This window comes from Biomaibacter sp. TOL (assembly GCF_059717795.1).
Genome location: NZ_AP046092.1, coordinates 793,542 through 815,000, shown reverse-complemented (window position 1 = coordinate 815,000; position 21,459 = coordinate 793,542). Strand labels below are relative to the sequence as shown.

Here is a 21,459-nt window from a genome sequence, read left to right as displayed (position 1 = left end):
CAACATAGTTTGCTCTTTTGGCCGTCTCCCCCTGGTGGTAGTCTTTAGATAAACAAAAAACAGGGGAGATGACCAAAATGAACAAAGAAAGTATGGAAAAAGCCCTGGAGCGCTTCGCACTAATCTCACCCCTTCTGGAAGAAGACCTTGAAGCAGCGGAAAGAAGGAAAAGAAGAAATGAAATACTGTCAAAAGGCCAAATCTCAGAGAGGACCCTGCGCCGCTACTTACAGGCCTACAGGCAAAAAGGCCTTAATGGATTAATGCCAAAAGAGCGCTCCGATAAGGGACAAACAAGAGCCATACCGGAAGATATCCTAAAAGAAGCCATAAGTCTAAAACAAGAACTGCCCCAAAGAAGTGTTACAAGGATACTTCAGATCCTGGAGGGGGAAAAGCTCATATCCCCCGGGGATGTAGCAAGATCCACCCTTACACGGTATCTTGCAAACTTAGGTTTAACCCAAAAAGAATTAAAGCAAAAAGAGCCCAAAGCCCTCAGGAGATTTCAAAAAGAGCACAGAAACAAATTATGGCAAGCTGACGTCAAATACGGCCCCTACCTTCCGGACCCGGCCAATCCAAAGAAAAAGATACGCTCATACCTCATATGCTTCATCGATGATGCCACAAGATTAATATGCCATGGTGAATTTTATCTAAATCAAAAGCTTCCCATACTGGAAGATTGTTTCAGGAAAGCTATACTTAAACGAGGCATCCCCGATGCGGTATATGTAGACAATGGCAAGATATTCATCTCACACTGGTTTAAAGTAGCCTGCGGTAAACTGGGCATCCGCCATATAAATACCCCAATATATTCCGCAGAGTCTAAGGGCAAAATTGAAAGAATTAACCGCACCGTAGAGGATTTTTTAGCCGAGGTAAGCCTCCAAAACCCCGGGACATTGGACGAATTAAACAAAGCCTTCTTTGCCTGGGTGGAAGAAGGATACAATCATCATTCCCACAGCTCCTTAGAAGGTGAAACCCCGGCCGGTCGATTCCAAAAGGATACCCGACGCTTGCGCTTTGCCAATATTGACGAGCTAAGGGATGCTTTCCTTCGAGAAGAAAGCCGAAAAGTTGATAAAACCGGCTGTGTAAAACTTTGCGGCAAAACCTATGAAGTGGGCCTTGAATGGGTAAGAAAGACTGTGGATTTACGCTATGACCCCTTTGACCTTGAAGAAATAGAAGTATGGCATAAAGGTCAAAAACGGGGTTTAGCAAGGCCGCTTATCATAGGAGAATACAATGAAGTGTCCTATAGCAAAAAAGATGCCCCAACTCCTCAAAAATCATCCGGTTCAAGACTTTTGAGCATATTGGAAAAACAAGCTCAAAACCGCATGAAAGACAAATTAGGTGCCATCCCCTTCCGCCGTATGGAAGGAGGGGAAAACAATGTTTGAGCCTTTCTTTGGATTTGAAAAAACTCCTTTTCAAAAAGATGTGCCTGTAGGAAAACTGTTCAGCACCCCGGCCTATGAAGAGTTAGTATCAAGGCTAAAATACACTGCAGAAAAACGCCTCTTTGCCCTAATAACAGGCGAAGTGGGCTCGGGGAAATCCACTGCTTTAAGAAAACTTCTTGAGCTTTTAAATCCGAATAAATACAGGGTTATCTACATCAGCGACTCAGCCCTTACCCCCAGGCATTTTTACTGGGAATCTTTAAGGCAGCTTGGATGTGAACCAAAGTTTAACCGGGGCCAGGCTAAAAGACAGCTTCATCAGGTAATATTGGACCTTGCGGAAAATGAAAGAAAAACACCAGTCATAATAATCGATGAAGCACACCTGTTGGATAAAGAAATGCTGGAAGAAATGCGCTTTTTACTCAATTTCCGGATGGACTCCTACAACCCTTTGAGTCTCATACTGGTGGGCCAGCCGGAACTTAAAAGGGTATTGCAGCTTCAAGTCTATGAAGCCATTGCTCAGAGAGTAAATCTCCGGTATCACCTACCACCCATGGACAGGCAGGAATCCAAAGAATATGTTTGCCACCATCTGAAGATTGCCGGAGCAACTTCCTCAATCTTCACTGATGATGCTCTGGATGTTATCTATGAATATTCCGGAGGCATTGCAAGAAAGATAAACAATGTCTGCCTTGCCTGTCTGCTTTCGGCCTCAGCCAGTCAAAAGCGTTTGATAGATGACCATATGGTCAGGATTGTAATTGAAAATGAGTTTGCGGTATAAGCTATTTATCCCTCAAAAGACGGCAGGAGTGAATGCTTGCCTCTTTTGAGGGGGATTTTCAAGGTCCGGGTTTTATGGTCAAATAAAGTGAGTTAAATTTGCGGACGTTCAATTTGAGCAGAATGCGGTCAGAAAGTGTGAGAGGCTACACTTCATCTTTAAACATTCTAATGCCGCTTTCGCTGCGTTCAACAAACGGCAGCAATCCTTCTTTTGCATAAAAGCGAAGGGTATGTGGAGAAATATTAATTTTTTTAGCAATTTCACTGATGGTATAATACATGATTAACCTCCAAAATGTGATAAATCCTTATTAAGAGATTTTTTTCAAAAAAAGTAGATTAAAAGGCACAAAAATTTTTTAAAAAACCTCTTGACTTAGAGTAAACTCTCAAGTTTATTATAATGTTACCACATATAAGTGTATGTGTCAATAATTGATATGAAAATCTATAGGAGGAATTGAAAATGAGCTTTAATATGTATGTACCGACAAGATTTATTTTCGGCTGCGGAAGGCTTAACGAACTGCACGAGCAGAAGCTTCCAGGCAAAAAGGCAATGATAGTTATTTCAAACGGAAAATCTGTTAAAGAAAACGGTTCGCTTGAGCGTACACAGGAACAATTACGGATGGCAGGTGCGGAATTTGTTGTATTTGATAAGGTGCAGGCAAATCCTCTTAAATCAACTGTTATGGAGGGAGGCGCATTTGCCCGTGAAAATGGCTGTGACTTTATAGTTGCTCTTGGTGGCGGCAGCGTAATGGACGCTTCCAAAGCAATGGCGGCAATGGCAACCAACGATGGTGACCTTTGGGATTATATCAGCGGCGGCACCGGCAAAGGCAAAGCGCTTGTAAATGATCCGCTTCCGGTAGTTTGCATTACTACAACCGCAGGAACCGGTTCAGAAGCAGACCAATGGGGTGTTATCACAAATGATGAGACCAATGAAAAAATTGGCTTCGGCGGTGATGACCGTTTGTTCCCGGTGATTTCTATAATTGACCCGGAACTGATGAAAACTGTGCCGCCCCAATATACCGCATACCAGGGCTTTGATGCTCTGTTTCACAGCGTGGAATGCTATGTTTCCAAATTTACAAGCCTGATGAGTGATATGTATGCGCTTACTGCTATTGAGAATATATCACGCTATTTGCCGCGTGCCGTAAAGGACGGAAATGATATGGAGGCGCGGGAGCACGTTGCTTTTGCCAACACACTGTCAGGCATAGTTATGACTGTCGGTGCCTGTACAAGCCAGCATTCCATGGAACACGCCATGAGTGCCTACCATCAAAATCTGCCGCATGGTGCTGGACTCATTATGATTTCTAAGGCGTATTTCACACATTTTATTGAAAAACACGTATGTGACGACCGTTTCATTAGCATGGCGCAGGTTATGGGTATGAAAGACGCAAAAAATCCGATGGACTTCATTACTATGCTTAATAAGCTACAAAAAGACTGCGGCGTAGCCGATCTTAGAATGTCTGATTATGGTATCAAACCAGAAGAATATCGCATTTTGGCAGAAAATGCTAAAACAACTATGGGTGGTTTGTTCTTATGTGACAGAATTGAGCTGAGCATTGATGACTGTATTGCCATCTATGAAAAATCTTATCGTTAAGCAAAGGAGTGGTGAGAATGGACAAAGTTGATAATAATTTGAGCAACGGTGTCATTTTTCCAAAGGGTGATGTACTGCCGCCACAATTTAGCAAGAACTTTACCGGCACAGCATATCTGCATATGCTCGTGCCCGGCGGCAATGAGTGGAATTGCCCCATCGGCAATGTGACCTTCGAGCCAGGCTGCCGTAATAACTGGCACAGGCATCCAGGTGGTCAGATTTTGCTGGTTACAGGCGGCCGGGGCTGGTATCAGGAGGAAGGTAAAGAAGCGCGGGAATTGCACCATGGTGATGTCGTCACCATACCGGCAAACGTTAAGCACTGGCACGGTGCAGCAAAGGATAGCTGGTTTATTCATATCTCCATTGAAACTAATGCGCATAAAGGACCTGTCGAATGGCTGGAGCCTGTAGCCGACGAGGACTATAAAAAGCTTGAATGATGCAGTAGACAAAGGAGCAGCGGATATGAAAAAGAGGGCTATTTTACTTCTATTGCTTTTGCTCGCCTTCTCATTTACTGCTTGCGGGAAGAGCGAGCAAACGAAAGAAGAAGCGTATGTGTCTACGGATGGCAAACAGGAAACTTTATATGGAGGTGGACATGTGAATACCGATACAGCAAACAAAAACACAGAAAACAAAATTAAGTTAGAATTTCAAGGGAAGAAAATCGTTGTAGTAATGAAAGATAATAGTGCAGCCCGCAGTTTGCTGAAAATGCTTCCTTTGGTTTTGAAATTTGAAGACTATGCAGGCACAGAGAAGATAAGCTACCTGCCTGAAAAGCTGGATACTTCAGATGTCCCGTCTGGTTATGACCCATCTGTTGGTGACCTGACGTATTATGCGCCATGGGGTAATTTGGCATTCTTTTATAAGGATCATGGATATGCAAACGGACTGGTGCCGTTGGGAACGATTGAATCTGGTGCAGATGTTCTATCTGATATTGATGGTGATTTTTCCGTTACTATTGAAAAGATGGATTGAATATGAATAACCCTATGAAATATGAGATCTTGTTTTTTTAATTTAAATTCAGGATCTAATATTATAAAAATATCATGAATAGGAAGGAAGTAACAAGAATGAAAAAAGAAATTTTGATTGTATATTATTCTCATTCCGGGAATACCCAAAAAGTTGCGAAGTTGATCCAGCAGGAAACGGGCGGTGTGCTTTGTGAAATTCAACCAGAAATTGCCTATCCTGCTTCTTACAACGCTGTGGTGGAACAGGCAAAGAAGGAAATTCAGGCAGGATATTGTCCTGAAATCAAAAATACGGTTCCTGATTTGGAGCCTTATGACACGATTTTTATTGGTTCTCCGAATTGGTGGAGCACAGTTGCGCCGCCCATTGCAACTTTTTTATCAAAAAACAATTTATCAGGAAAAACCATTATCCCTTTCTGTACGCATGGAGGTGGAGGTTTGGGACATATTCAACAGGATATTAATAGATTATGTCCGCAGTCTCGCGTGCTTGATTGTTTTGCACTGTATGGAGACGGTGGCACAGGTGCAAAAAGCAAAATAGCGGCTTGGTTGAGAAAAATTGATATATAAAGTGAGAGTCGGGTCTATTAATCGAGTAGAACAAAGCATTATAAAAGTATGAAGATTTATTCGGTGAAGGGCAGTCCTTCACCATATCGACTGATCCGTAAATACTGGGAATTTTGAACCGTACAGTCCCCTTGCCGCAGGCAGGCTTTCACGCCTTGAGTGGAAGGCTGATACAAAGCGCAGCCAGACCGATAAAAATGCAATTTCCAAGTACGACAGCACGCAGGAGACCGATTATGGTATTGTGCTTCGGGTAAATGAACTTGCAGAAAAGTACGGTGCCACAATGACACAGATTTCTCTTGCATGGCAGTTCTCTAAGGGAGTTACAGCACCGATTATCGGTGCAACGAAAGCAGAGCATTTTGATGACCTGTAGGCGCCCTCAACATAAAGCTTACGGAGGATGATATCGCCTATCTTGAAGAACTGTATGTTCCGCAAAAAATAGTCGGTGCGCTTTAACTATAAATACATCTTAAAAGGGAGTGTTTTTATGCAAAAGGTAGTTTTAAATAATGGTGTAGAAATGCCGATTTTAGGGTTTGGCGTTTATCAAATAAATGATGCTGAACAGTGTGAACGTTGTGTTTATGATGCAATTGAAACAGGGTATCGTCTGATAGATACTGCTGCCGCATATGGTAATGAAGAAGCTGTTGGAAAAGCAATAAAAAGGAGCGGTGTTCCAAGAGAAGAACTTTTTATTACTACGAAACTTTGGATTCAGGATGCCGGTTATGAAAACACTAAAAAGGCATTTGAAAAGTCGTTGCAAAACCTGCAGTTGGATTATCTCGACCTTTATTTAATCCATCAGCCGTTTGGCGATGTGTATGGTTCATGGCGTGCTATGGAGGAGTTGTATCGCGAGGGGAAAATCAGGGCGATTGGAGTAAGCAATTTCCAGCCTGACAGGCTTGTTGATTTAATCCTCCATAATGAAATACCTCCTGCGGTTAATCAGATAGAAACACATCCATTCTGTCAACAAATTGACAGTTAAAAAAATAATGGAAGAATATAAAGTTCAAATAGAATCATGGGGCCCTTTTGCAGAGGGCAGAAACAACATGTTTCAAACGGCGATTAAAAATCATGAGGAATTATTTCCAAATCATACATCTGCATTGAAAGCAACCGATCCGGAGCTTATAGAGATTTTTGATAATTTTGCTTTTGATGAAGTGGTAATACCCGAAGCCGAGCCATCGGAAAAGGCGGTTCCGCTCTTTCAAACGGGTAAATATCAAGCTGGCGATAAAGTGCCGGCTTCCTTTCGGCTGAAAGACGCAAAAAAATTAGACTACGGCGGCCTGTGGCTGACCTACCAAAAACAATCATGAAGAGGAGTAACAATGAAACACAGAAAACTTGGAAAAGATTTAGAAGTTTCTGCAATCGGTCTGGGCTGTATGGGCATGAGCCATGGTTATGGGCCTGCGGCAGATAAGCAGGAAATGATTAAGCTTATTCATGCGGCAGTTGACAGAGGCGTTACTTTTTTGACACTGCCGAGGTTTATGGCCCATACGCAAACGAGGAATTGGTAGGTGAAGCGCTTGCTCCATTCAAAGGAAAAGTTGTAATAGCGACTGAGTTTGGCATCAAAATGGTAAACGGCAGACAAGTGCTTGACAGCAAGCCGGAGACAATCAGAAAATCGGTGGAAGGTTCTCTTAAACGTCTTAAAGTTGATGCAATTGACCTGTATTACCAGCATCGTGTTGATGCAGATGTCCCTATTGAGGAAGTAGCCGGAGTAATACAGGATTTAATTAGGGAAGGCAAGATTAAGTTTTGGGGGCTTTCTGAAGCAGGAGTTAATACCATTCGCCGTGCGCACTCGGTTCAGCCGCTTACTGCAGTTCAAAGTGAGTATTCAATGATGTGAAGATTTCCTGAAGAAGAAGTGCTTCCTGCTCTGGAGGAACTCGGTATCGGTTTTGTTCCATTTAGTCCGCTGGGCAAGGGCTTCCTTACCGGAACAATTGATAAGAATACAACATTCGATAGTTCCGATTTCCGCAGCATTGTTCCCCGCTTTAAACGGGAGAATCTCGAAGCAAATCAGGTTTTGGTGGAACTGATAAAGAAGGTTGCTGCAGAGAAAAATGCAACACCGGCTCAAATCGCACTGGCATGGGTGCTTGCTCAGAAGCCATGGATTGTTCCGATTCCAGGAACGCGCAAATTGGAACGTCTGGAAGAAAACCTTGGCGCAGCAGATATTGAGCTGACTCCTGAGGAACTAAGAGATTTGAACGACGCCCTCTCGAAAATTGAGATTTCGGGAGATCGATATCCTGCAGGTTCTGATTACGCAAATAGAACGGGCAAATAACGGGTAACAATTTCAAATGTTGCATAAAAGCCTTGCACAGCAAGGCTTTTATGTTCAGGGGAAGAATTGAACATGTTTCCGTGGGCGGGAGAGAAGACACCTAAATTATACATATATAAATGATTTATGCAGGATTTGGTAGAAAAAAGGAGAAATTATTAATTGTAATCAAGTCGAATCGATGAGAGGTGCATACAATGCCGTCAATCAACAATGAAATAGAGAAAAAACTCTGGAATGCCGCCGACCAACTGAGAGCCAACTCAAAGCTCAAAGCTTCCGAGTATTCGGTGCCCGTTCTCGGGCTTATCTTCCTCAGATTTGCCGACCAAAGATTCAGTGTGGCTGAAAAGGAGCTGGCTGAAAAAGCAAGGGCGGCAGGTTCCAGGCGTGCCATCGGCAAGGCCGATTATCAGGCCAGAGGGGTCATGTACCTGCCAGAACAGGCCAGGTATTCCTATCTCCTGAAGTTACCGGAAGGTGAGAGTATCGGCAAGGCCGTCAACGAGGCCATGAAAGCCATTGAAGCCGAAAACGAAGACCTGAAAGACGTTCTGCCCAAGAACTATACCCGGCTGGACAATGATACGCTGACTGCGGGGCTTGAACTTGTTGGTCTTTTGGATGATGCCGTGGAGCACCTGGTGGTCAATGATGAAACCAAACGGCGGTTTCAGTCCTTGGCGGGAAATATAGTTAAGCTCTATAAAGCTATTTTACCTGATCCTAAAGCCTCAGAATTTGCCAAACAGAAGAACCTTTTCACCTGTATTTCCGATAAAATCCGGGCGTTGACTCCGCCGGCTGACATATCCGGCATTATGGGTGAAATAGAGGAAGTTCTTGACCAGTCCATTGCCAGTGAAGGGTATATCATCTACGAAGCCCCTACCGGGTACAATACAAAAATAGATTTGAGTCAGATTGATTTTGAAGCCTTGCGCAAGTTCTTCGACAAGTCTAGGAAGCATACGGAAGTCGAAAAACTAAAAGGGTTGATCAATGCTAAACTGAACAAGCTTCTGCGTCTTAACAAGAGCAGGGTTGATTTTGCCGAGAGGTTTCAGAAGCTGATTGACGAGTACAACAGCGGCGCTCTTAATGTGGAATTGATGTTAGACAAGCTGCTGGCCTTCGCCAAGGAGCTCAATGAAGAAGAAAAGCGCAGCATGGCGGAACAGCTTACGGAGGAGGAACTGGCTCTGTTCGATATCCTTACCAAGCCTGAACCCAAATTAACCGCCAAAGAGAGGGCCCAGGTTAAGAAGGTTGTCAGGGAACTCTTAGATACTCTCAAAAGGGAGAAACTAGTTCTCGATTTGAGAAAGCGCCAGCAGACCAGGGCAGTAGTTCTGATAACGATACAGGATTTCCTTGACCGGGAACTGCCGAGAGCATACACCCCAGAAATATTCAACCGGAAGTGCGATATGGTGTACCAGCACATTTATGATTGCTATTATGGTGCAGGGCAGAGTATATACAGCCGGGCCGGGTAGAATAGTGAAAAATGCATGTATTGGACTTAGAAGTAGATAAGGAAAAGTTAAAGGGCTGCTTGTCGAGGTGAAGTATAATGTCTAGTTTATTGATAGATAGCGAAAAAAAGCTGTATGAGTGTTATTTAAATAGTTCAGATGAACTAATTAAGCATTACAAATTTTTGAGGGAAAAAGTTGATTTAAATTTAACAGAAAAAGAAATAAGTACAGCAATTTTATTGAGATTAAAAGCATATTATGATTCTCAAGTGAAAATAAAAGAATTTTTAGGTAAAAGATATATTGCAGCGGGAGCTGACTTTTTTGTTGAAACTATACTTTTTTATTTAAAGCTTATTCTGGAAAAGACTGCCCCTGATTTTCAGGTGTTTTCTGAAAAATCTATTAAACAGAGACGGGGTTCTTTAAGACCTGATATATCTATATGGAAAGGTAATGAAGTAAAAGCAATTATTGAGTGTAAAACGCAACTTGGATGGAATAGGGATAAATGGGAAGAAGATTTTAAAAAGAGGGAAGACCAACTTAGAAAAAGTTATCCGAATGCTAAGGCATATTTATTGGTTATGACATTAGCAAATTGGGCAGGATTTGGAATAAATTGTAACGTTGGTAAAAAGTATTTTGTTCTTTCTAAATGTTAATGAGAATATAAAAGATGTTATTGTAAATCCCTTTGAAGTACTTGCAAACGACTTGTTATGTCATTTAGGCGTAAAGACAGGACTCTGATATTTAACATAAACAAATGAGGAAAATAAAGGTGAGGATGTTTATGGCAAGGATTGCTTTGATTTCATGCACAAGCAATAAAAAAGCATATAAATGTCCGGCAAAAGAATTATATTCGGAAAGCCCGCGGTTTCGACTGGCATACGCTTTTGCAAAGCTTGTTGTAGATAAAATATTTATTCTTTCGGCAAAGTATGGTTTAGTGCATGAGGACATGATTATTGAACCTTATAACGAAACATTGAAAGAGAAAAGTACCCAAGAGCGGCGAGGATGGGGAGACATAGTACTAAATGAACTAAACAAGGTTTGCGATATGGAGCGCGATGAGTTTATTGTTTTGGCAGGCAAAGTTTACCATGAAAACCTACTACCCCATCTGAACCATTTCTGGCTTCCTCTTAAAGGTAAGAGGCAAGGTGAATGGATCCCGGAGTTGAAGAGGCTGATTAGTTTAGAAAAAGAAACAGAAAAAGTAGACGTTCTTCACATGATCTTTAATAGTCTGCCTCGATTGGATTGGACGATGATAGACCGGATTCCCTATCAAAATGGCATATATATTATGTTTGAAAAAGGTGAAAGCTACCATGGCATGGACAGGATAGTTCGCGTAGGTACCCACCGAGGTCAAGACCGTTTGAAGAAAAGGTTAAGAGACCATTTTGTGAAGGAAGACGCTGATGGCAGTATCTTTCGTAAAAACATTGGTCGTGCTTTTTTGAATATGACTTCGGATCCATATTTACAAGTGTGGGAAATTGATATGCACAATTCTGAAAATGAAAGAAACTATGGACACTTAATAAATGAAGAGCTTGAAACTGAACTTGAGGCAAAAATCAGTCAATATTTAAGGGACAACATCACTTTTGTTTGTTTTCCGGTTGATGAAGAAGCAGAACGGTTGAGATTGGAAGAAGGTATTATTACAACACTTAACAGACATCCGTTATTTGGCCCGAGTAACAATTGGCTGGGCCTGAATAGCCCTGTGCCGGAGATTGCGAGTAGCGGCCTTTGGAATAGACAGGGTTTGGAAGGGCGACCATTATCAGATGAGGAATTAGAGCGAGTTAAGTGGCTTGCCAGATTTGGAAACGATAGCTATAGAAACAATATGGGTTATAGGGCACAAGTACAAAGAGCGGTGAATCGTGTCAGAACGGCTGGAGAACCTCCTGATTCTGGGCGGAAAACGGCTGATGATGTAAGGCAGTACATAGAAAAATTGTTGCAGGAAGCAAAGATGAGAGGCGAAGATTATATTGATTTGGTTTCAGGGGATATTCATAAGCAGTTGGGTATGGAAAACAGGATGCCACAGGTATGCAGAATTATGTATGAGAAAATGATGCCAGGTGATGAAGTTTTACATACAACCCCGAGTGGTAAAAGTTCTACTATAAAAATCAGGTATAACTTAAGCAGAGGGGAGTGGTTATGTGAAACAAATAATGAATGATATCAATGATTTTTTATCTGGTAATAAAATGCCTGAATTTTATAATGCTTACAATTAGGGAAATGACAATAGTGGCATTATTTGCTTATAGTTCAGGCATTTTAAAACAAGGGTAGTTATTAAATTGTTAAATGCATTGAAGGTGGTTGTGTGGATTTTAGATTTATTACGGCAGATGAAAGAGAAACATTATATAATGAAGTATGGGCTGAGCCTGTAACTGTTGTCGCTAAAAGATATGGTATGTCCGACAACGGGCTCCGGAAACATTGTAAGAGGCTTGGTATTCCGTTGCCGCCCAGTGGCTATTGGGCGAGAGTTAAAGCCTGACAAAAGATTCCAAAGCCTGCTTTGCCAAAAGTAACCGGAGAACTTAAAAAGTACGTCCGCAATTATGCCATAAAGTACAGGACAGATCTTGAGCAGTTAACGGACGCTGAGTTGATGGCTGATGAAGAGCTTAGCTTACTAAGAGAAGAAACAAAAACGTTTATTAGGGAAACATGCTCGCGAATCCAAGTAAAAGACAAGCTTAGAAACCCACACCATTTAATTACCGAGCATAAGGAAGAAGTGATTTACAGAAAAAAGAGGGATAAGGCATTAAAAGAGGCCAGCTTCAGTTCAAGCTATTATGCAAGTGTAAAAAAGACAGCGGCGTTTAGAACAAATGAGAAAAGGAGAATTAGAAAAGGTAAGGCTGTTGGAACAGGCTGCTTCGGATTGGGATAAGGCAGAGAAAATTAGAAGGTTTGCTGACTGTATGGCTTAAAACTCGGTATGTGGAAACATATCAAGTGTTTTCTTTTAATAGCTTTTCACCGCTCGAAGCATTGTGAAGCAGTCGCAAGGATTGAGAGGGTGAAAGGCTAATGAATAGAGGGGTGCAGGCGATTGGCAAAGTAATTAACTTTGGATAACCCTTCATAAATTCTTTTTGGTTTATGTCATTGATATAAGGAAAAAGCCAATATTTTAAAATAAGTAAAATATTCTTTAAATATAAAGAGAAAAGTTAACCGGAAACAAAAAGTAGCATTAAATAGAGCCTTTGGCTCAACAGAATTTTTTAGCTGAACTCCAAAAAAAGAAATAGTGAATGAATGGAGGTATGTTGTATGGAATTTAAACCTATAGGCCATGAATATAAAATCATTCCGCAGGATGACGGAAGTTACCAGGTAGTTATGATAATTTCAGAGCATGATAACGAAGAAGAAGCTATTAAAGCAATGCTTGAAGTGATGGATAAGGAATCTGATGAAATCATGAAAAGGGAAGTAGAGGAACTAAAGAAACAGGGCATAAATGTGGTGGAGCAGATACGGGTAAAGTCGCTGGTGGAGGTGGTGTTTGTGTTGAAGGCGGGGATTGAGGTCAGGGAGATATTATAATTACAATGAATCAATTTGCATGAAAATATGGTATAATACTGGTGCGCTTAGTCGATTTTTGGCACACCGTTTTTTTATGAAAGTTTATTTTTGAGCTAAAAAGGGAGAGAAAGATGAAAACATCCCAAGAGCATATCAAAATAAATACAGGACTTTTTTTGAAATCCCGTATAGTATTTATCATTTGTGTAATTGCCATGCTTTGTGTTGGGTCGATTTACATTTACAACACATGGATACACTATTTGAAAGAGGCTAACGATCACGCAATCAGGCTGGCTGAATCTGTAGCAGCTTTTCTTTCAAGTGATCAGGTCAGCAAGCTGGAAGCCAACCCAAATGATATTGAAAAACCGGAATATAAGCAAATAAAAAATAGCCTTGTTAAGTTCAAAGACCGCAACAATGAAATTTCTTTTGCTTACCTATACACTCTAAAAGATGAAAAGATATACTTTATGGTCGATTCCGAAACACCCGATTCAGAAGGCTATTCCCCTCCGGGACAGGAATATACAGAAGCCACACAAATGGATAAGCAACCTTTTATAGATGGCAAATCTGTAATAACAAAACCAACGACCGACCGCTGGGGCACATGGGTGAGTGCACTTGTTCCCATAAAGGATCAACAGACGGGTAAGGTTATCGCTGTATTTGGTGTTGATTACCCCGCAAAACAGTGGTATGGAGAAGCGGTTAATCATGTAGTGCTAACTGCTCTTGTCGTTATGAGTATATTTCTTCTTATATTGGCTTTTTATAGGGCAGTAATGAGAAATAAGGTTCTCTCAACAATGAGCAAGAAACTGAAGGAAAGTGAAGAACTTTTCAGAACAGTATTTGAACAAGCACCAATCGGGATAGCAATTGTAAACAATTATAAATCAGTATCTATAAACCCGATGTTTGAGAGAATTTTAGGCAGATCGCAAGAAGAACTGGAATCCTTAAGCTGGACTGAGTACACACATCCGGATGATCTGCAAGAGGATCTCAATAATTTTGCGAAAGTTTATTCGGGTGCCATTGACGGCTATTCCATGATAAAAAGATATATTCGACCCGACAACTCAATTGTTTGGGTAAACATGAAAATTGCGCCTATAAACGCGGGAAAACAAACAGACAAGAATCATTTGTGTTTAGTTGAAGATGTCACTGAAGCAATCGAGAAGGAACAAACTTTACTAGAAAGTGAACGGAGCAAGGCCATGCTGCTTTCCAACGCAGGTTTTATGAGGCGGAAAAGGCAAGGCTCGATGCGAAGGGGGTGCTGCCCATTTCGATTATTATAGGAGATATCAACGGTCTGAAGCTAATAAACGACGCCTTTGGTCACGCTGAAGGGGACAGACTTATCACCGAAACAGCTAAAATTATAAGCAGCTGTTGCAGGGAAGGGGATGTTTTGGCAAGAATCGGGGGCGATGAATTCGGCATACTGTTGCCGAACACAGACAACGAGACGGCTTATGAAATATTAAAAAAGATAGAAAATGCATGTGAGAATGAAATTTCAACAAGCGAGATATACAGTATCAATTTGTCTCTTGGATATGGAACGAAAAAAAACAGGGATGAAAACATCAACCACGCTGAAAAGATAGCAGAAGACTATATGTACAAGCGTAAGCTTTTAAACCGTAAAAGTTACCATAGCTCTGTTCTAACATCGATCATGGCTACGCTGTATGAAAGAAGCCAAGAGACAAAGGAACATGCAGAGAGACTTGCTTTTTTGACCAAGAAGATAGCTGAAAAAATGAATCTTCCGCAAAAAATTATGGCTGAGTTGGAACTGTTTGCCATGCTGCATGATATTGGAAAAGTTGGAATTGATGACCGGATTCTAAATAAACCGGCCAAACTGACTGCTGAAGAATGGGTTGTCATGAAAAAGCATCCGGAAATCGGCTACAGGATTGCCATGTCGTCTCCGGAATTAGAATCGGTTGCAGAATACATCCTATGTCATCACGAACGATGGGATGGAAAAGGATATCCCCAGGGGCTCAAAGGAGAAGAGATTCCTCTGCTTTCACGTATTCTCGCAGTGGCTGATACGTACGATGCCATGACGGAGGACAGGCCATATAGAAGAGCCAGAACGAAAGAAGATGCGATAATGGAATTAAAGAAAAACGCCGGTACCCAGTTCGATCCCAATGTCGTGGATATATTCGTGAATCAGGTATTACCATATATTGATTAAAGTCGCTGGTTCTATGCATATAATTGAATAATGAATGAGTTAATAAATAAAGCAATGATAACCTTATTAGTCCTCCGTACCAAAAACATCTTCGTATGTGGAAAATCTAGCTTTACCGGCCGCAGCAAGGCGAGCTTCGTCAAGCAGGTGTTCAACGGCGGGGCGGACCTTGCGCCGCATTTCCTTAAACGTTTCGAGAAGCTCAGTCCCGGAAAGGCCTTGAGATATTAAATCAGCAAGGATTTGTTCATCAAACTCGCCTGTGTTCTCGCACACAGGGTGGATAACAATGGAATTATTTTGGAGGTAGCACTCAACTTCTTTTTCAATACCGAATAATGATATAAGCCGCAGAACGAAGGGGGATATGGCAAGCCTCTCGGCAACAGGAACAGCCTGAAACTTTCGGGATACCTTAAAATCAAGCTGAAAAGGCTTGGTTTAAGGGTGGTGTACAAGCTGGTAAGGGAAAAGGATGTTATGAAGATTATTGTTGTATCTGCAAGGGCAGATGACGAAGTTTACATAATGGCACAAAAAAGAACAGATAAATAGCAGAAAGTAAATGATGAAACGTCCGGAAAAGCCGGGCGTTTTTGCTTTGTGAAGCCATGACAGAGGCTTTCGGCACAAAAAACGCCAAGGGGGAGGCAGCGGAGCGGGAGAAGACTGGGACTGGGGCAGGCTCTTAAGCGCCGCTGTTGACCCTTTGGGATTAAAGCCTTGGGAATTCTGGGAACTGACGCCGCATGAGTCAACCTTATATGTTCTTTTTTTATCCCATCGTCCGACATTTTAAGATTGTTTACGCCGCAATCTTCCTGAAGCTTCATTAAGGCCTTTACAAAGGACATGGGACAGTCCCGAACCATAATGAAGCTCTGGATGATAAGCAATAAGAGCATATTCCATAGAGTGTGAGGAAAGACGGGTGCTGAGGAAAATAAAAGGCCGGCATTGGCAGCGGTGCTTATTCCAGGGAGAAGCGCTTCAGGAAATCCTCCGGCGTGATAGCTTCTACTGGAGAGCCGGCAAAATCCTTAACATTACGCGTGATAATGTAATCAGCTTTAACGCGTTTTGCGCAATGAGCGAGGAGAGCATCTTCAAAATCATTGATTGGCAAATCAAAGGCTTTGATACAATCTGCTTTCGTAACGTCAACAACTTCTAAAATGTCCATCAGATTTAGCAGGGCTTTTTTGACAGTCGCATGGTCTTGAAGATGCTTTTTTGACAGATAATAAATGTCTATTACAGTGTTTGCAGTCATAGAAGCGTAGAGCTTGCCCTTTGCGGCAAGCATTAAAACCGGAGCAGAATTCTGGACGAACGGTTCGCGTTTGCCGAGCACGTCCAAAATAACATTGGTATCAAGCATTACGTTCATGTTTCGACAGCCGCTCCTCTCTTGCTTCGCTTTCAGATATAGTGCCTGGCAGTATTCCAATAAGCGATTTTACAATATCGGTTTTATCTTCAGAAGCATCAGAAAGCTTTGCAATGCGCTTGCCGTTTTTTGTAATGATGATATCTTCTTTCGCAGCAAGCTTTAGATATTTGCCTATATTGGTCTTAAATTCGGTAGCGGTTATGATCATTTGAAAACCTCCTTTTTAAAAAGTTTGTGCTATATTCATTTATATTATACTACAAATCGAACAAAATATCCAAACAAAAATCGAACATTTTAAAGCATCTATATTTAAATGTTTCTTTTATAGTCTGTGTAAAAATATTCAATGGACCTGTCATATGTTTTTTCTCCTGCCTCAGAGAAAAAGCATCCCGGAATTTCACCGTTTTTTCTGTGATACGCTACACATTCACAGCATTTGCCATGATGGGAACAGGAAATATACGTGCAAGTGCATTTAATCTTATTATTGCAAGCCATGTTTAAGACCCCCATTATAAAGATTTAAAACTATTATAATAGAAAAAGTGATGTATTTCAATTTGAGCATTCAAAACAAGAGGATTTGCCGAAGAAATATAGAAATAATATATGTGGGAATAGATTTTGTCCTGGAGAGGAAAGAAGCAAAAATAGCCATTGAGATTGACGGGAATGGGAATACTGGAGAGTGGCAATATGACCAACAAGCAAAAAGTTGCCGCATTGCTGGCAAGCATTACAAAAGAAGTTGATATTATTGAAGGCGTAAACTTAAAAGATGCCACTGCAAAAAAGATATCTCAGCTTTCCGGCCTGCAGCGCAATGTGGCAAGCAAGTTTCTAAATGAACTGGTTAAAGAAAAAGGAGCAATAAAAGTTAATACAAGGCCGGTACTTTTCTTTGATAAAAATATTCTGGAGGAAAAATACGGAGTTAAATTAACGTACAATACTGTTTTTCCGGATTTATCGAAATTGCAGCATGCTTTAGATAAAACCAGCAATACAGATTGTCCAATCATGGAAGTGAATTCCCGGAAAGCTTGCAGCGATGTCTTTTCGCAAATGGTGGGCTATGACGGTAGCCTAAAATTTCAGATTGAGCAGTGCAAAGCCGCAATTCGATATCCTCCCAACGGTCTTCCCATTTTGATAACCGGGCCTACGGGGTCCGGGAAAAGTTTTCTGGCTCAACTGATGTATGATTATGCCAGAGAAAAGAATATTATAGAAAACGAATCTCCTTTTGTCATATTTAATTGCGCCGAATATGCTGACAATCCCGAACTTCTCTCGGCGAATCTTTTCGGTTACCAGAAAGGGGCCTTTACAGGAGCCGACCATGATCACAGGGGCATTATTGAAGAAGCTGATACCGGCTTTTTGTTTCTGGATGAGATCCACCGGCTAACTCCTGAAGGGCAGGAAAAGCTTTTTCTGTTTCTGGATAAAGGAATCTTTCGGCGGATGGGTGAAAACAAAGGCTGGCGGCAGGCCCGCGTGAGATTCATTTTTGCCACCACGGAAAAACCTCAAGACTTTTTGATATCAACCTTCCTGCGGCGCATACCGATTGTAATCAATTTACCCTCTTTAAAAGAGAGGCCGCTGGGGGAGAAGTACAAACTCATCTATAATTTCTTCAGAGAAGAAGCAATATCGATGCGGCGGGATCTTATTATCACCGGCCAGGCGTTTGATATCTTTGCGCAGGCGGATTTTAAAGGCAATGTGGGCCAATTGAGGAACGATATAAAGCTTACCTGCGCCAGGGCGTATAATGATTACTGCAACAGTGAGAGACGGGATGGATGTATAGAAGTTCATTTGATGATGATTCCCGAAAGACAAACTTACAGCGTAATTTCCAATAATTTTAACAGCAGACTCGACGGTTTGGCACCCGCTAGATTCCGTAATAAAAGCATAAAGATAAACTGGAAAGATCCAAACCCCGTTGAACTTTTATTACAGATGGATAAGACGGATGCCCTGGCTCATAAGAAATTTTATGAAAGCCTGCTGGAGACTTTTAGAGGATTGGAGCCCGAGTTTTTCCGGCAGGAAGTGGGAACGGCGACAGATTTAATAGACGATTATTTCGATCAGCTCATATTGAATATGCATCACTCTGGCAAAGAAGACCTGAATAACGTTCGCTTCGAGACAATTCGAAACGTGGTACATGGCATCTTTGAAATTTACAAAAATAAATTTGATCTAAAATATCATGACAATATAGGTTACAGACTCGCCTGTTATTTGAATCAAACGATGGATATTCAATATTTCCTGAGATTGAGCCGTTATGATCACAAATTCACAAAATGCCTGGAAAAATTGAAACAAATTTTTCCCGAAGAGATTTCTTCTGTAGAAAAAATATTGGATCTCATTGACTCCAATCTGGATCTGTCGATAGGCACTACTGAAAAGCTTGTAATAATAATGTATTTGCTGGGCCTCAACATAAAGCGCGACGTTAACAGGACAAAAGCCGTCATTATTGCTCACGGCTATTCTACTGCCAGCAGCATCGCCAGTGTGGCCAATCATCTGCTGGGTGAAAAAATTTTCGAGTCTTTTGATATGCCTATTGAAGTTAAAACAGAAGAGATTATAAAGAAAATAGTTAATTTTATGAGAGAGGTCAATACCTCGAAAGGTGTAATATTTTTGGTGGATATGGGTTCTCTGGAAGAAATATACAAAGGCCTGGAACCTATGAGTAAGGGGATTATAGGAGTAATCAACAACATTAATACTCAGCTTGCTCTAGAAATAGGAAGTGGCATCATACAGGGGCTCCCGATAGATGAAATCCTTGAAAAAGCTGTGATTAACAATAAAACAAGGTTTAAACTGATAAAGCCGACAATAAATCTGCGAAAAACCATCATCACGACTTGCATAACCGGCATAGGGACAGCTATCAGGATAAGAGATCTTATACAGAAAAGTATGGGGGATTATGTGAAGACCATCGATGTCTTGGCTTACGATTATTTTAAATTAAAAAATCAAGGGCTCAGGGATGATATCTTGAAAGATAGCGATATCATCGCCATTATCGGAACTAAAGACCCCTGTATTTCCGAGGTGCCGTTTTTTTCGCTGGAAGATATAATTTCCGGCAAAAAAGAAGCCCAATTTGAACAGCTTTTGAAAAATGTTATTCCCGAAGAAGGGATAGAGCAGATCAACAGGTCAATAATCAAATATTTTTCGCTGGAAAGCGTCTTAAACTATATAACGATATTGAATCCTGACAAAATTATCGATCAAATAGAAATGGCCGTGGACACCCTGCAATATGAATTAAAAATCAGGTTCAGCAACGATGTGAAAATCGGTTTATATATCCATTTAAGCTGTTTAATAGAGCGTCTGGTCACAAAGACCCAGATCGACGATTATAATACCGATGTATTATCGGATTTTTTCAACCGCCATCAAAATTTCATCAACACTGTCAAAAAAAGTTTTAGTGTCATTGAAAAAATGTATAGTGTAACTATTCCACTGGCGGAGATATACTTTATCTTTGAAATTTTAAATTCCAAAATCCCCGAATTGATGCCCGATGCCGGGTAGTGTTACACTGCCTGGCATATTTTTTGCTTAATATATTTAGAGGATGGCGGCAGGCACTAGCCCAGACTGAAATCTTTGAAAGAAGGTAAAAAATGATAAACTTGCGAGCAGGTGTTGCGAAAAACAAATTTGATATTCCGCCCGGATTCAGAATGGGAGGGTACGATAACAGAGAATCCGGCAATACCGGTACTCATGATAACCTTTATACCAAATCTCTGGCACTGGACGACGGAAAAAATACCCTTGTCATCATAACAAATGATCTTCTTGCCATTGACGGAGAAATGACCGCAATTATTCGAAGAAAAATCAGACATCAAACGGGTATTCCTGAATATAATATACTGGTTTGTGCTTCTCATACTCATTCGGGGCCGGATTTATATATGGACGGTTTTATAAGCATCGCTTTCGATCAAGCTACAAGAGAGTTGAGGACGGCTTTAACCCATACAATTTTGGAAAATGCCCTGAATTCTCTGGAGCATATGTGCCCGGCCGGATTATATATTGGGAAATCATTTTGCAGCAAAATCGCCGCCAACAGGATCGATCCGGCTTTACCATCAGATCCGTCAATCAATGTGCTGCAGGTTGTAAATGAAGCAGGCGAAACAATCGCTGTTTTAATAAATTACACATGTCATCCGACGGTCCTGGGAGCCGATAATTTGCTAATATCAGCTGACTTCCCCGGTGCGGCTGAGCGGATACTGGAAGAGCATTTCATGGGCAAAGCTGTCGCATTGTTTTCGAATGGCGCATGCGGCAATCAGAGCACCAGATTTACGCGAAGAAGCCAGGACTTTGAAGAAGTTGAACGAATGGGCAAACTGCTTGCAAAAAGCGCTATTGAAGCGATGGAAAATGCCGTTTCATGCGGTGATGTGGAATTGCGAGCCGCAAGCCGGGTGGTGGAACTGCCCATAAGAAAATTACCTCCGATAGAGGAAGCTCTGGAACATTTAAAAGAAGCTAAGGAATTAAAGGACAAAGCGATTGCAGAAAAAAGACCTTTCAGCGAAACTCGATTGGCATTCACACGTTATCAGGGGGCTTATATAACGGTCAAAATGATAGAATCAGGAAAACTTTGTAAAAATTTATCAGGAGAAATTCAAATATTAAAGATAGGCGATGTCGAATTGATCGGCCTCCCGGTAGAATTATTTGTGGAATACGGTCTTTCAATAAAACAAAAGTCCCGTAGCAAAAACCCTATTATCATCGGATATGCCAACGATTATCTGGGTTATGTCTATACACCGGAAGAGGCGAAAAGGGGAGGATACGAAGCCTGGGCCTCGCCGTTTGCATCGGAAGCCGGAACTGTCCTTGTAGAACAGGTCTTGAGTATCGAAGAAAAAATATATTAAAAATAT

22 protein-coding genes and 4 pseudogenes (1 of these 26 cut by a window edge) are annotated in these 21,459 nt (G+C 41.3%); 21 read left to right on the top strand and 5 right to left on the bottom strand.

Annotated elements, in window-relative coordinates; all coding sequences use genetic code 11:
* The 3 genes in view from AC6I1H_RS04045 to AC6I1H_RS04035 are tightly spaced (at most 60 nt apart) and all read left to right on the top strand, a layout consistent with a single transcriptional unit that may run on beyond the window.
* On the top strand, positions 1-8 hold the 3' end of the coding sequence (locus tag AC6I1H_RS04045) for a DUF6431 domain-containing protein (protein WP_497739391.1). It extends 574 nt beyond the left edge of the window; only the last 8 of its 582 coding nucleotides appear in the window; its start codon lies off the left edge, out of view; its stop codon occupies positions 6-8.
* Between the two features lie 60 nt (positions 9-68).
* Positions 69-1,418: a transposase gene (locus AC6I1H_RS04040; protein ID WP_497737976.1), complete on the top strand. Its 1,350-nt coding sequence runs from the start codon at positions 69-71 to the stop codon at positions 1,416-1,418.
* Entirely contained in the window at positions 1,411-2,214 is an 804-nt protein-coding gene (locus tag AC6I1H_RS04035) for an ExeA family protein (protein ID WP_497737977.1), read from the top strand. The genes AC6I1H_RS04040 and AC6I1H_RS04035 overlap by 8 nt, the downstream gene beginning before the upstream one ends.
* Before the next feature lie 151 nt (positions 2,215-2,365).
* Here AC6I1H_RS04035 and AC6I1H_RS04030 read toward each other — a convergent pair.
* Positions 2,366-2,497, bottom strand: a pseudogene (locus tag AC6I1H_RS04030) (MerR family DNA-binding transcriptional regulator); the annotation flags it as partial.
* A 185-nt stretch (positions 2,498-2,682) separates the two neighbouring features.
* On the opposite strand from AC6I1H_RS04030, the gene AC6I1H_RS04025 reads away from it, so the two are divergent.
* The 15 genes and pseudogenes from AC6I1H_RS04025 (at position 2,683) to AC6I1H_RS03955 (ending at position 15,081) form a co-directional block, all read left to right on the top strand.
* Positions 2,683-3,855 (top strand): iron-containing alcohol dehydrogenase, encoded by a 1,173-nt coding sequence (locus tag AC6I1H_RS04025; protein ID WP_497739719.1) that lies wholly within the window; start codon positions 2,683-2,685, stop codon positions 3,853-3,855.
* Between the two features lie 17 nt (positions 3,856-3,872).
* Positions 3,873-4,301 (top strand): cupin domain-containing protein, encoded by a 429-nt coding sequence (locus AC6I1H_RS04020; protein ID WP_497739718.1) that lies wholly within the window; start codon positions 3,873-3,875, stop codon positions 4,299-4,301.
* Positions 4,294-4,851, top strand: a complete 558-nt coding sequence (locus tag AC6I1H_RS04015) for a cyclophilin-like fold protein (protein WP_497739717.1) — start codon at positions 4,294-4,296, stop codon at positions 4,849-4,851. Before AC6I1H_RS04020 ends, AC6I1H_RS04015 begins: the two co-directional genes overlap by 8 nt.
* A gap of 98 nt (positions 4,852-4,949) precedes the next feature.
* Positions 4,950-5,429, top strand: coding sequence for a flavodoxin (locus AC6I1H_RS04010; protein ID WP_497739716.1), 480 nt, complete (start codon positions 4,950-4,952; stop codon positions 5,427-5,429).
* A gap of 118 nt (positions 5,430-5,547) precedes the next feature.
* Positions 5,548-5,894 (top strand): annotated as a pseudogene (locus AC6I1H_RS04005) (aldo/keto reductase); the annotation flags it as partial.
* Between the two features lie 31 nt (positions 5,895-5,925).
* Positions 5,926-6,775 (top strand): annotated as a pseudogene (locus tag AC6I1H_RS04000) (aldo/keto reductase).
* Between the two features lie 12 nt (positions 6,776-6,787).
* A pseudogene (locus AC6I1H_RS03995) lies at positions 6,788-7,773 on the top strand (aldo/keto reductase).
* Positions 7,774-7,970: 197 nt separating this feature from the next.
* On the top strand, positions 7,971-9,272 hold the full coding sequence (locus AC6I1H_RS03990) for a type I restriction enzyme endonuclease domain-containing protein (RefSeq protein ID WP_497739715.1): 1,302 nt from the start codon (positions 7,971-7,973) through the stop codon (positions 9,270-9,272).
* Positions 9,273-9,349: 77 nt separating this feature from the next.
* On the top strand, positions 9,350-9,919 hold the full coding sequence (locus tag AC6I1H_RS03985) for a hypothetical protein (RefSeq protein WP_497739714.1): 570 nt from the start codon (positions 9,350-9,352) through the stop codon (positions 9,917-9,919).
* A 131-nt stretch (positions 9,920-10,050) separates the two neighbouring features.
* Positions 10,051-11,472 carry a DUF6884 domain-containing protein gene (locus tag AC6I1H_RS03980; protein WP_497739713.1) on the top strand — a complete coding sequence of 474 codons (1,422 nt, stop codon included), beginning with the start codon at positions 10,051-10,053 and terminating at the stop codon, positions 11,470-11,472.
* 150 nt (positions 11,473-11,622) lie between these two features.
* Positions 11,623-11,802 carry a hypothetical protein gene (locus AC6I1H_RS03975; protein WP_497739712.1) on the top strand — a complete coding sequence of 60 codons (180 nt, stop codon included), beginning with the start codon at positions 11,623-11,625 and terminating at the stop codon, positions 11,800-11,802.
* A gap of 114 nt (positions 11,803-11,916) precedes the next feature.
* The gene (locus AC6I1H_RS03970) at positions 11,917-12,204 is read left to right on the top strand and encodes a hypothetical protein (RefSeq protein ID WP_497739711.1); all 288 of its coding nucleotides are present in this window, start codon (positions 11,917-11,919) and stop codon (positions 12,202-12,204) included.
* 386 nt (positions 12,205-12,590) lie between these two features.
* Positions 12,591-12,866, top strand: a complete 276-nt coding sequence (locus AC6I1H_RS03965; protein WP_497739710.1) for a hypothetical protein — start codon at positions 12,591-12,593, stop codon at positions 12,864-12,866.
* Between the two features lie 113 nt (positions 12,867-12,979).
* The gene (locus AC6I1H_RS03960; RefSeq protein ID WP_497739709.1) at positions 12,980-14,164 is read left to right on the top strand and encodes a PAS domain S-box protein; all 1,185 of its coding nucleotides are present in this window, start codon (positions 12,980-12,982) and stop codon (positions 14,162-14,164) included.
* Positions 14,140-15,081, top strand: coding sequence for a diguanylate cyclase (locus tag AC6I1H_RS03955; RefSeq protein WP_497739708.1), 942 nt, complete (start codon positions 14,140-14,142; stop codon positions 15,079-15,081). Before AC6I1H_RS03960 ends, AC6I1H_RS03955 begins: the two co-directional genes overlap by 25 nt.
* Before the next feature lie 66 nt (positions 15,082-15,147).
* Here the strand turns inward: AC6I1H_RS03955 and AC6I1H_RS03950 are convergent, their stop codons facing one another.
* Complete coding sequence (locus AC6I1H_RS03950) at positions 15,148-15,357, bottom strand: hypothetical protein (protein ID WP_497739707.1); 210 nt, start codon at positions 15,355-15,357, stop codon at positions 15,148-15,150.
* Between the two features lie 433 nt (positions 15,358-15,790).
* On the opposite strand from AC6I1H_RS03950, the gene AC6I1H_RS03945 reads away from it, so the two are divergent.
* On the top strand, positions 15,791-15,880 hold the full coding sequence (locus AC6I1H_RS03945; RefSeq protein ID WP_497739706.1) for a hypothetical protein: 90 nt from the start codon (positions 15,791-15,793) through the stop codon (positions 15,878-15,880).
* 171 nt (positions 15,881-16,051) lie between these two features.
* On the opposite strand, the gene AC6I1H_RS03940 is transcribed toward AC6I1H_RS03945, so the two are convergent.
* The 3 genes from AC6I1H_RS03940 to AC6I1H_RS03930 all read right to left on the bottom strand — a co-directional run bounded on the left by AC6I1H_RS03940 (position 16,052) and on the right by AC6I1H_RS03930 (position 16,978).
* Entirely contained in the window at positions 16,052-16,471 is a 420-nt protein-coding gene (locus AC6I1H_RS03940) for a PIN domain-containing protein (protein ID WP_497739705.1), read from the bottom strand.
* The gene (locus AC6I1H_RS03935) at positions 16,455-16,682 is read right to left on the bottom strand and encodes a type II toxin-antitoxin system Phd/YefM family antitoxin (protein ID WP_497739704.1); all 228 of its coding nucleotides are present in this window, start codon (positions 16,680-16,682) and stop codon (positions 16,455-16,457) included. The genes AC6I1H_RS03940 and AC6I1H_RS03935 overlap by 17 nt, the downstream gene beginning before the upstream one ends.
* Before the next feature lie 104 nt (positions 16,683-16,786).
* Complete coding sequence (locus AC6I1H_RS03930) at positions 16,787-16,978, bottom strand: DUF6485 family protein (RefSeq protein WP_497739703.1); 192 nt, start codon at positions 16,976-16,978, stop codon at positions 16,787-16,789.
* Positions 16,979-17,176: 198 nt separating this feature from the next.
* On the opposite strand from AC6I1H_RS03930, the gene AC6I1H_RS03925 reads away from it, so the two are divergent.
* Both AC6I1H_RS03925 and AC6I1H_RS03920 read left to right on the top strand, forming a co-directional pair.
* Positions 17,177-20,074 (top strand): sigma-54-dependent transcriptional regulator, encoded by a 2,898-nt coding sequence (locus AC6I1H_RS03925; RefSeq protein ID WP_497739702.1) that lies wholly within the window; start codon positions 17,177-17,179, stop codon positions 20,072-20,074.
* 92 nt (positions 20,075-20,166) lie between these two features.
* Positions 20,167-21,453 (top strand): neutral/alkaline non-lysosomal ceramidase N-terminal domain-containing protein, encoded by a 1,287-nt coding sequence (locus tag AC6I1H_RS03920; RefSeq protein WP_497739701.1) that lies wholly within the window; start codon positions 20,167-20,169, stop codon positions 21,451-21,453.
* Positions 21,454-21,459 lie beyond the last annotated feature (6 nt).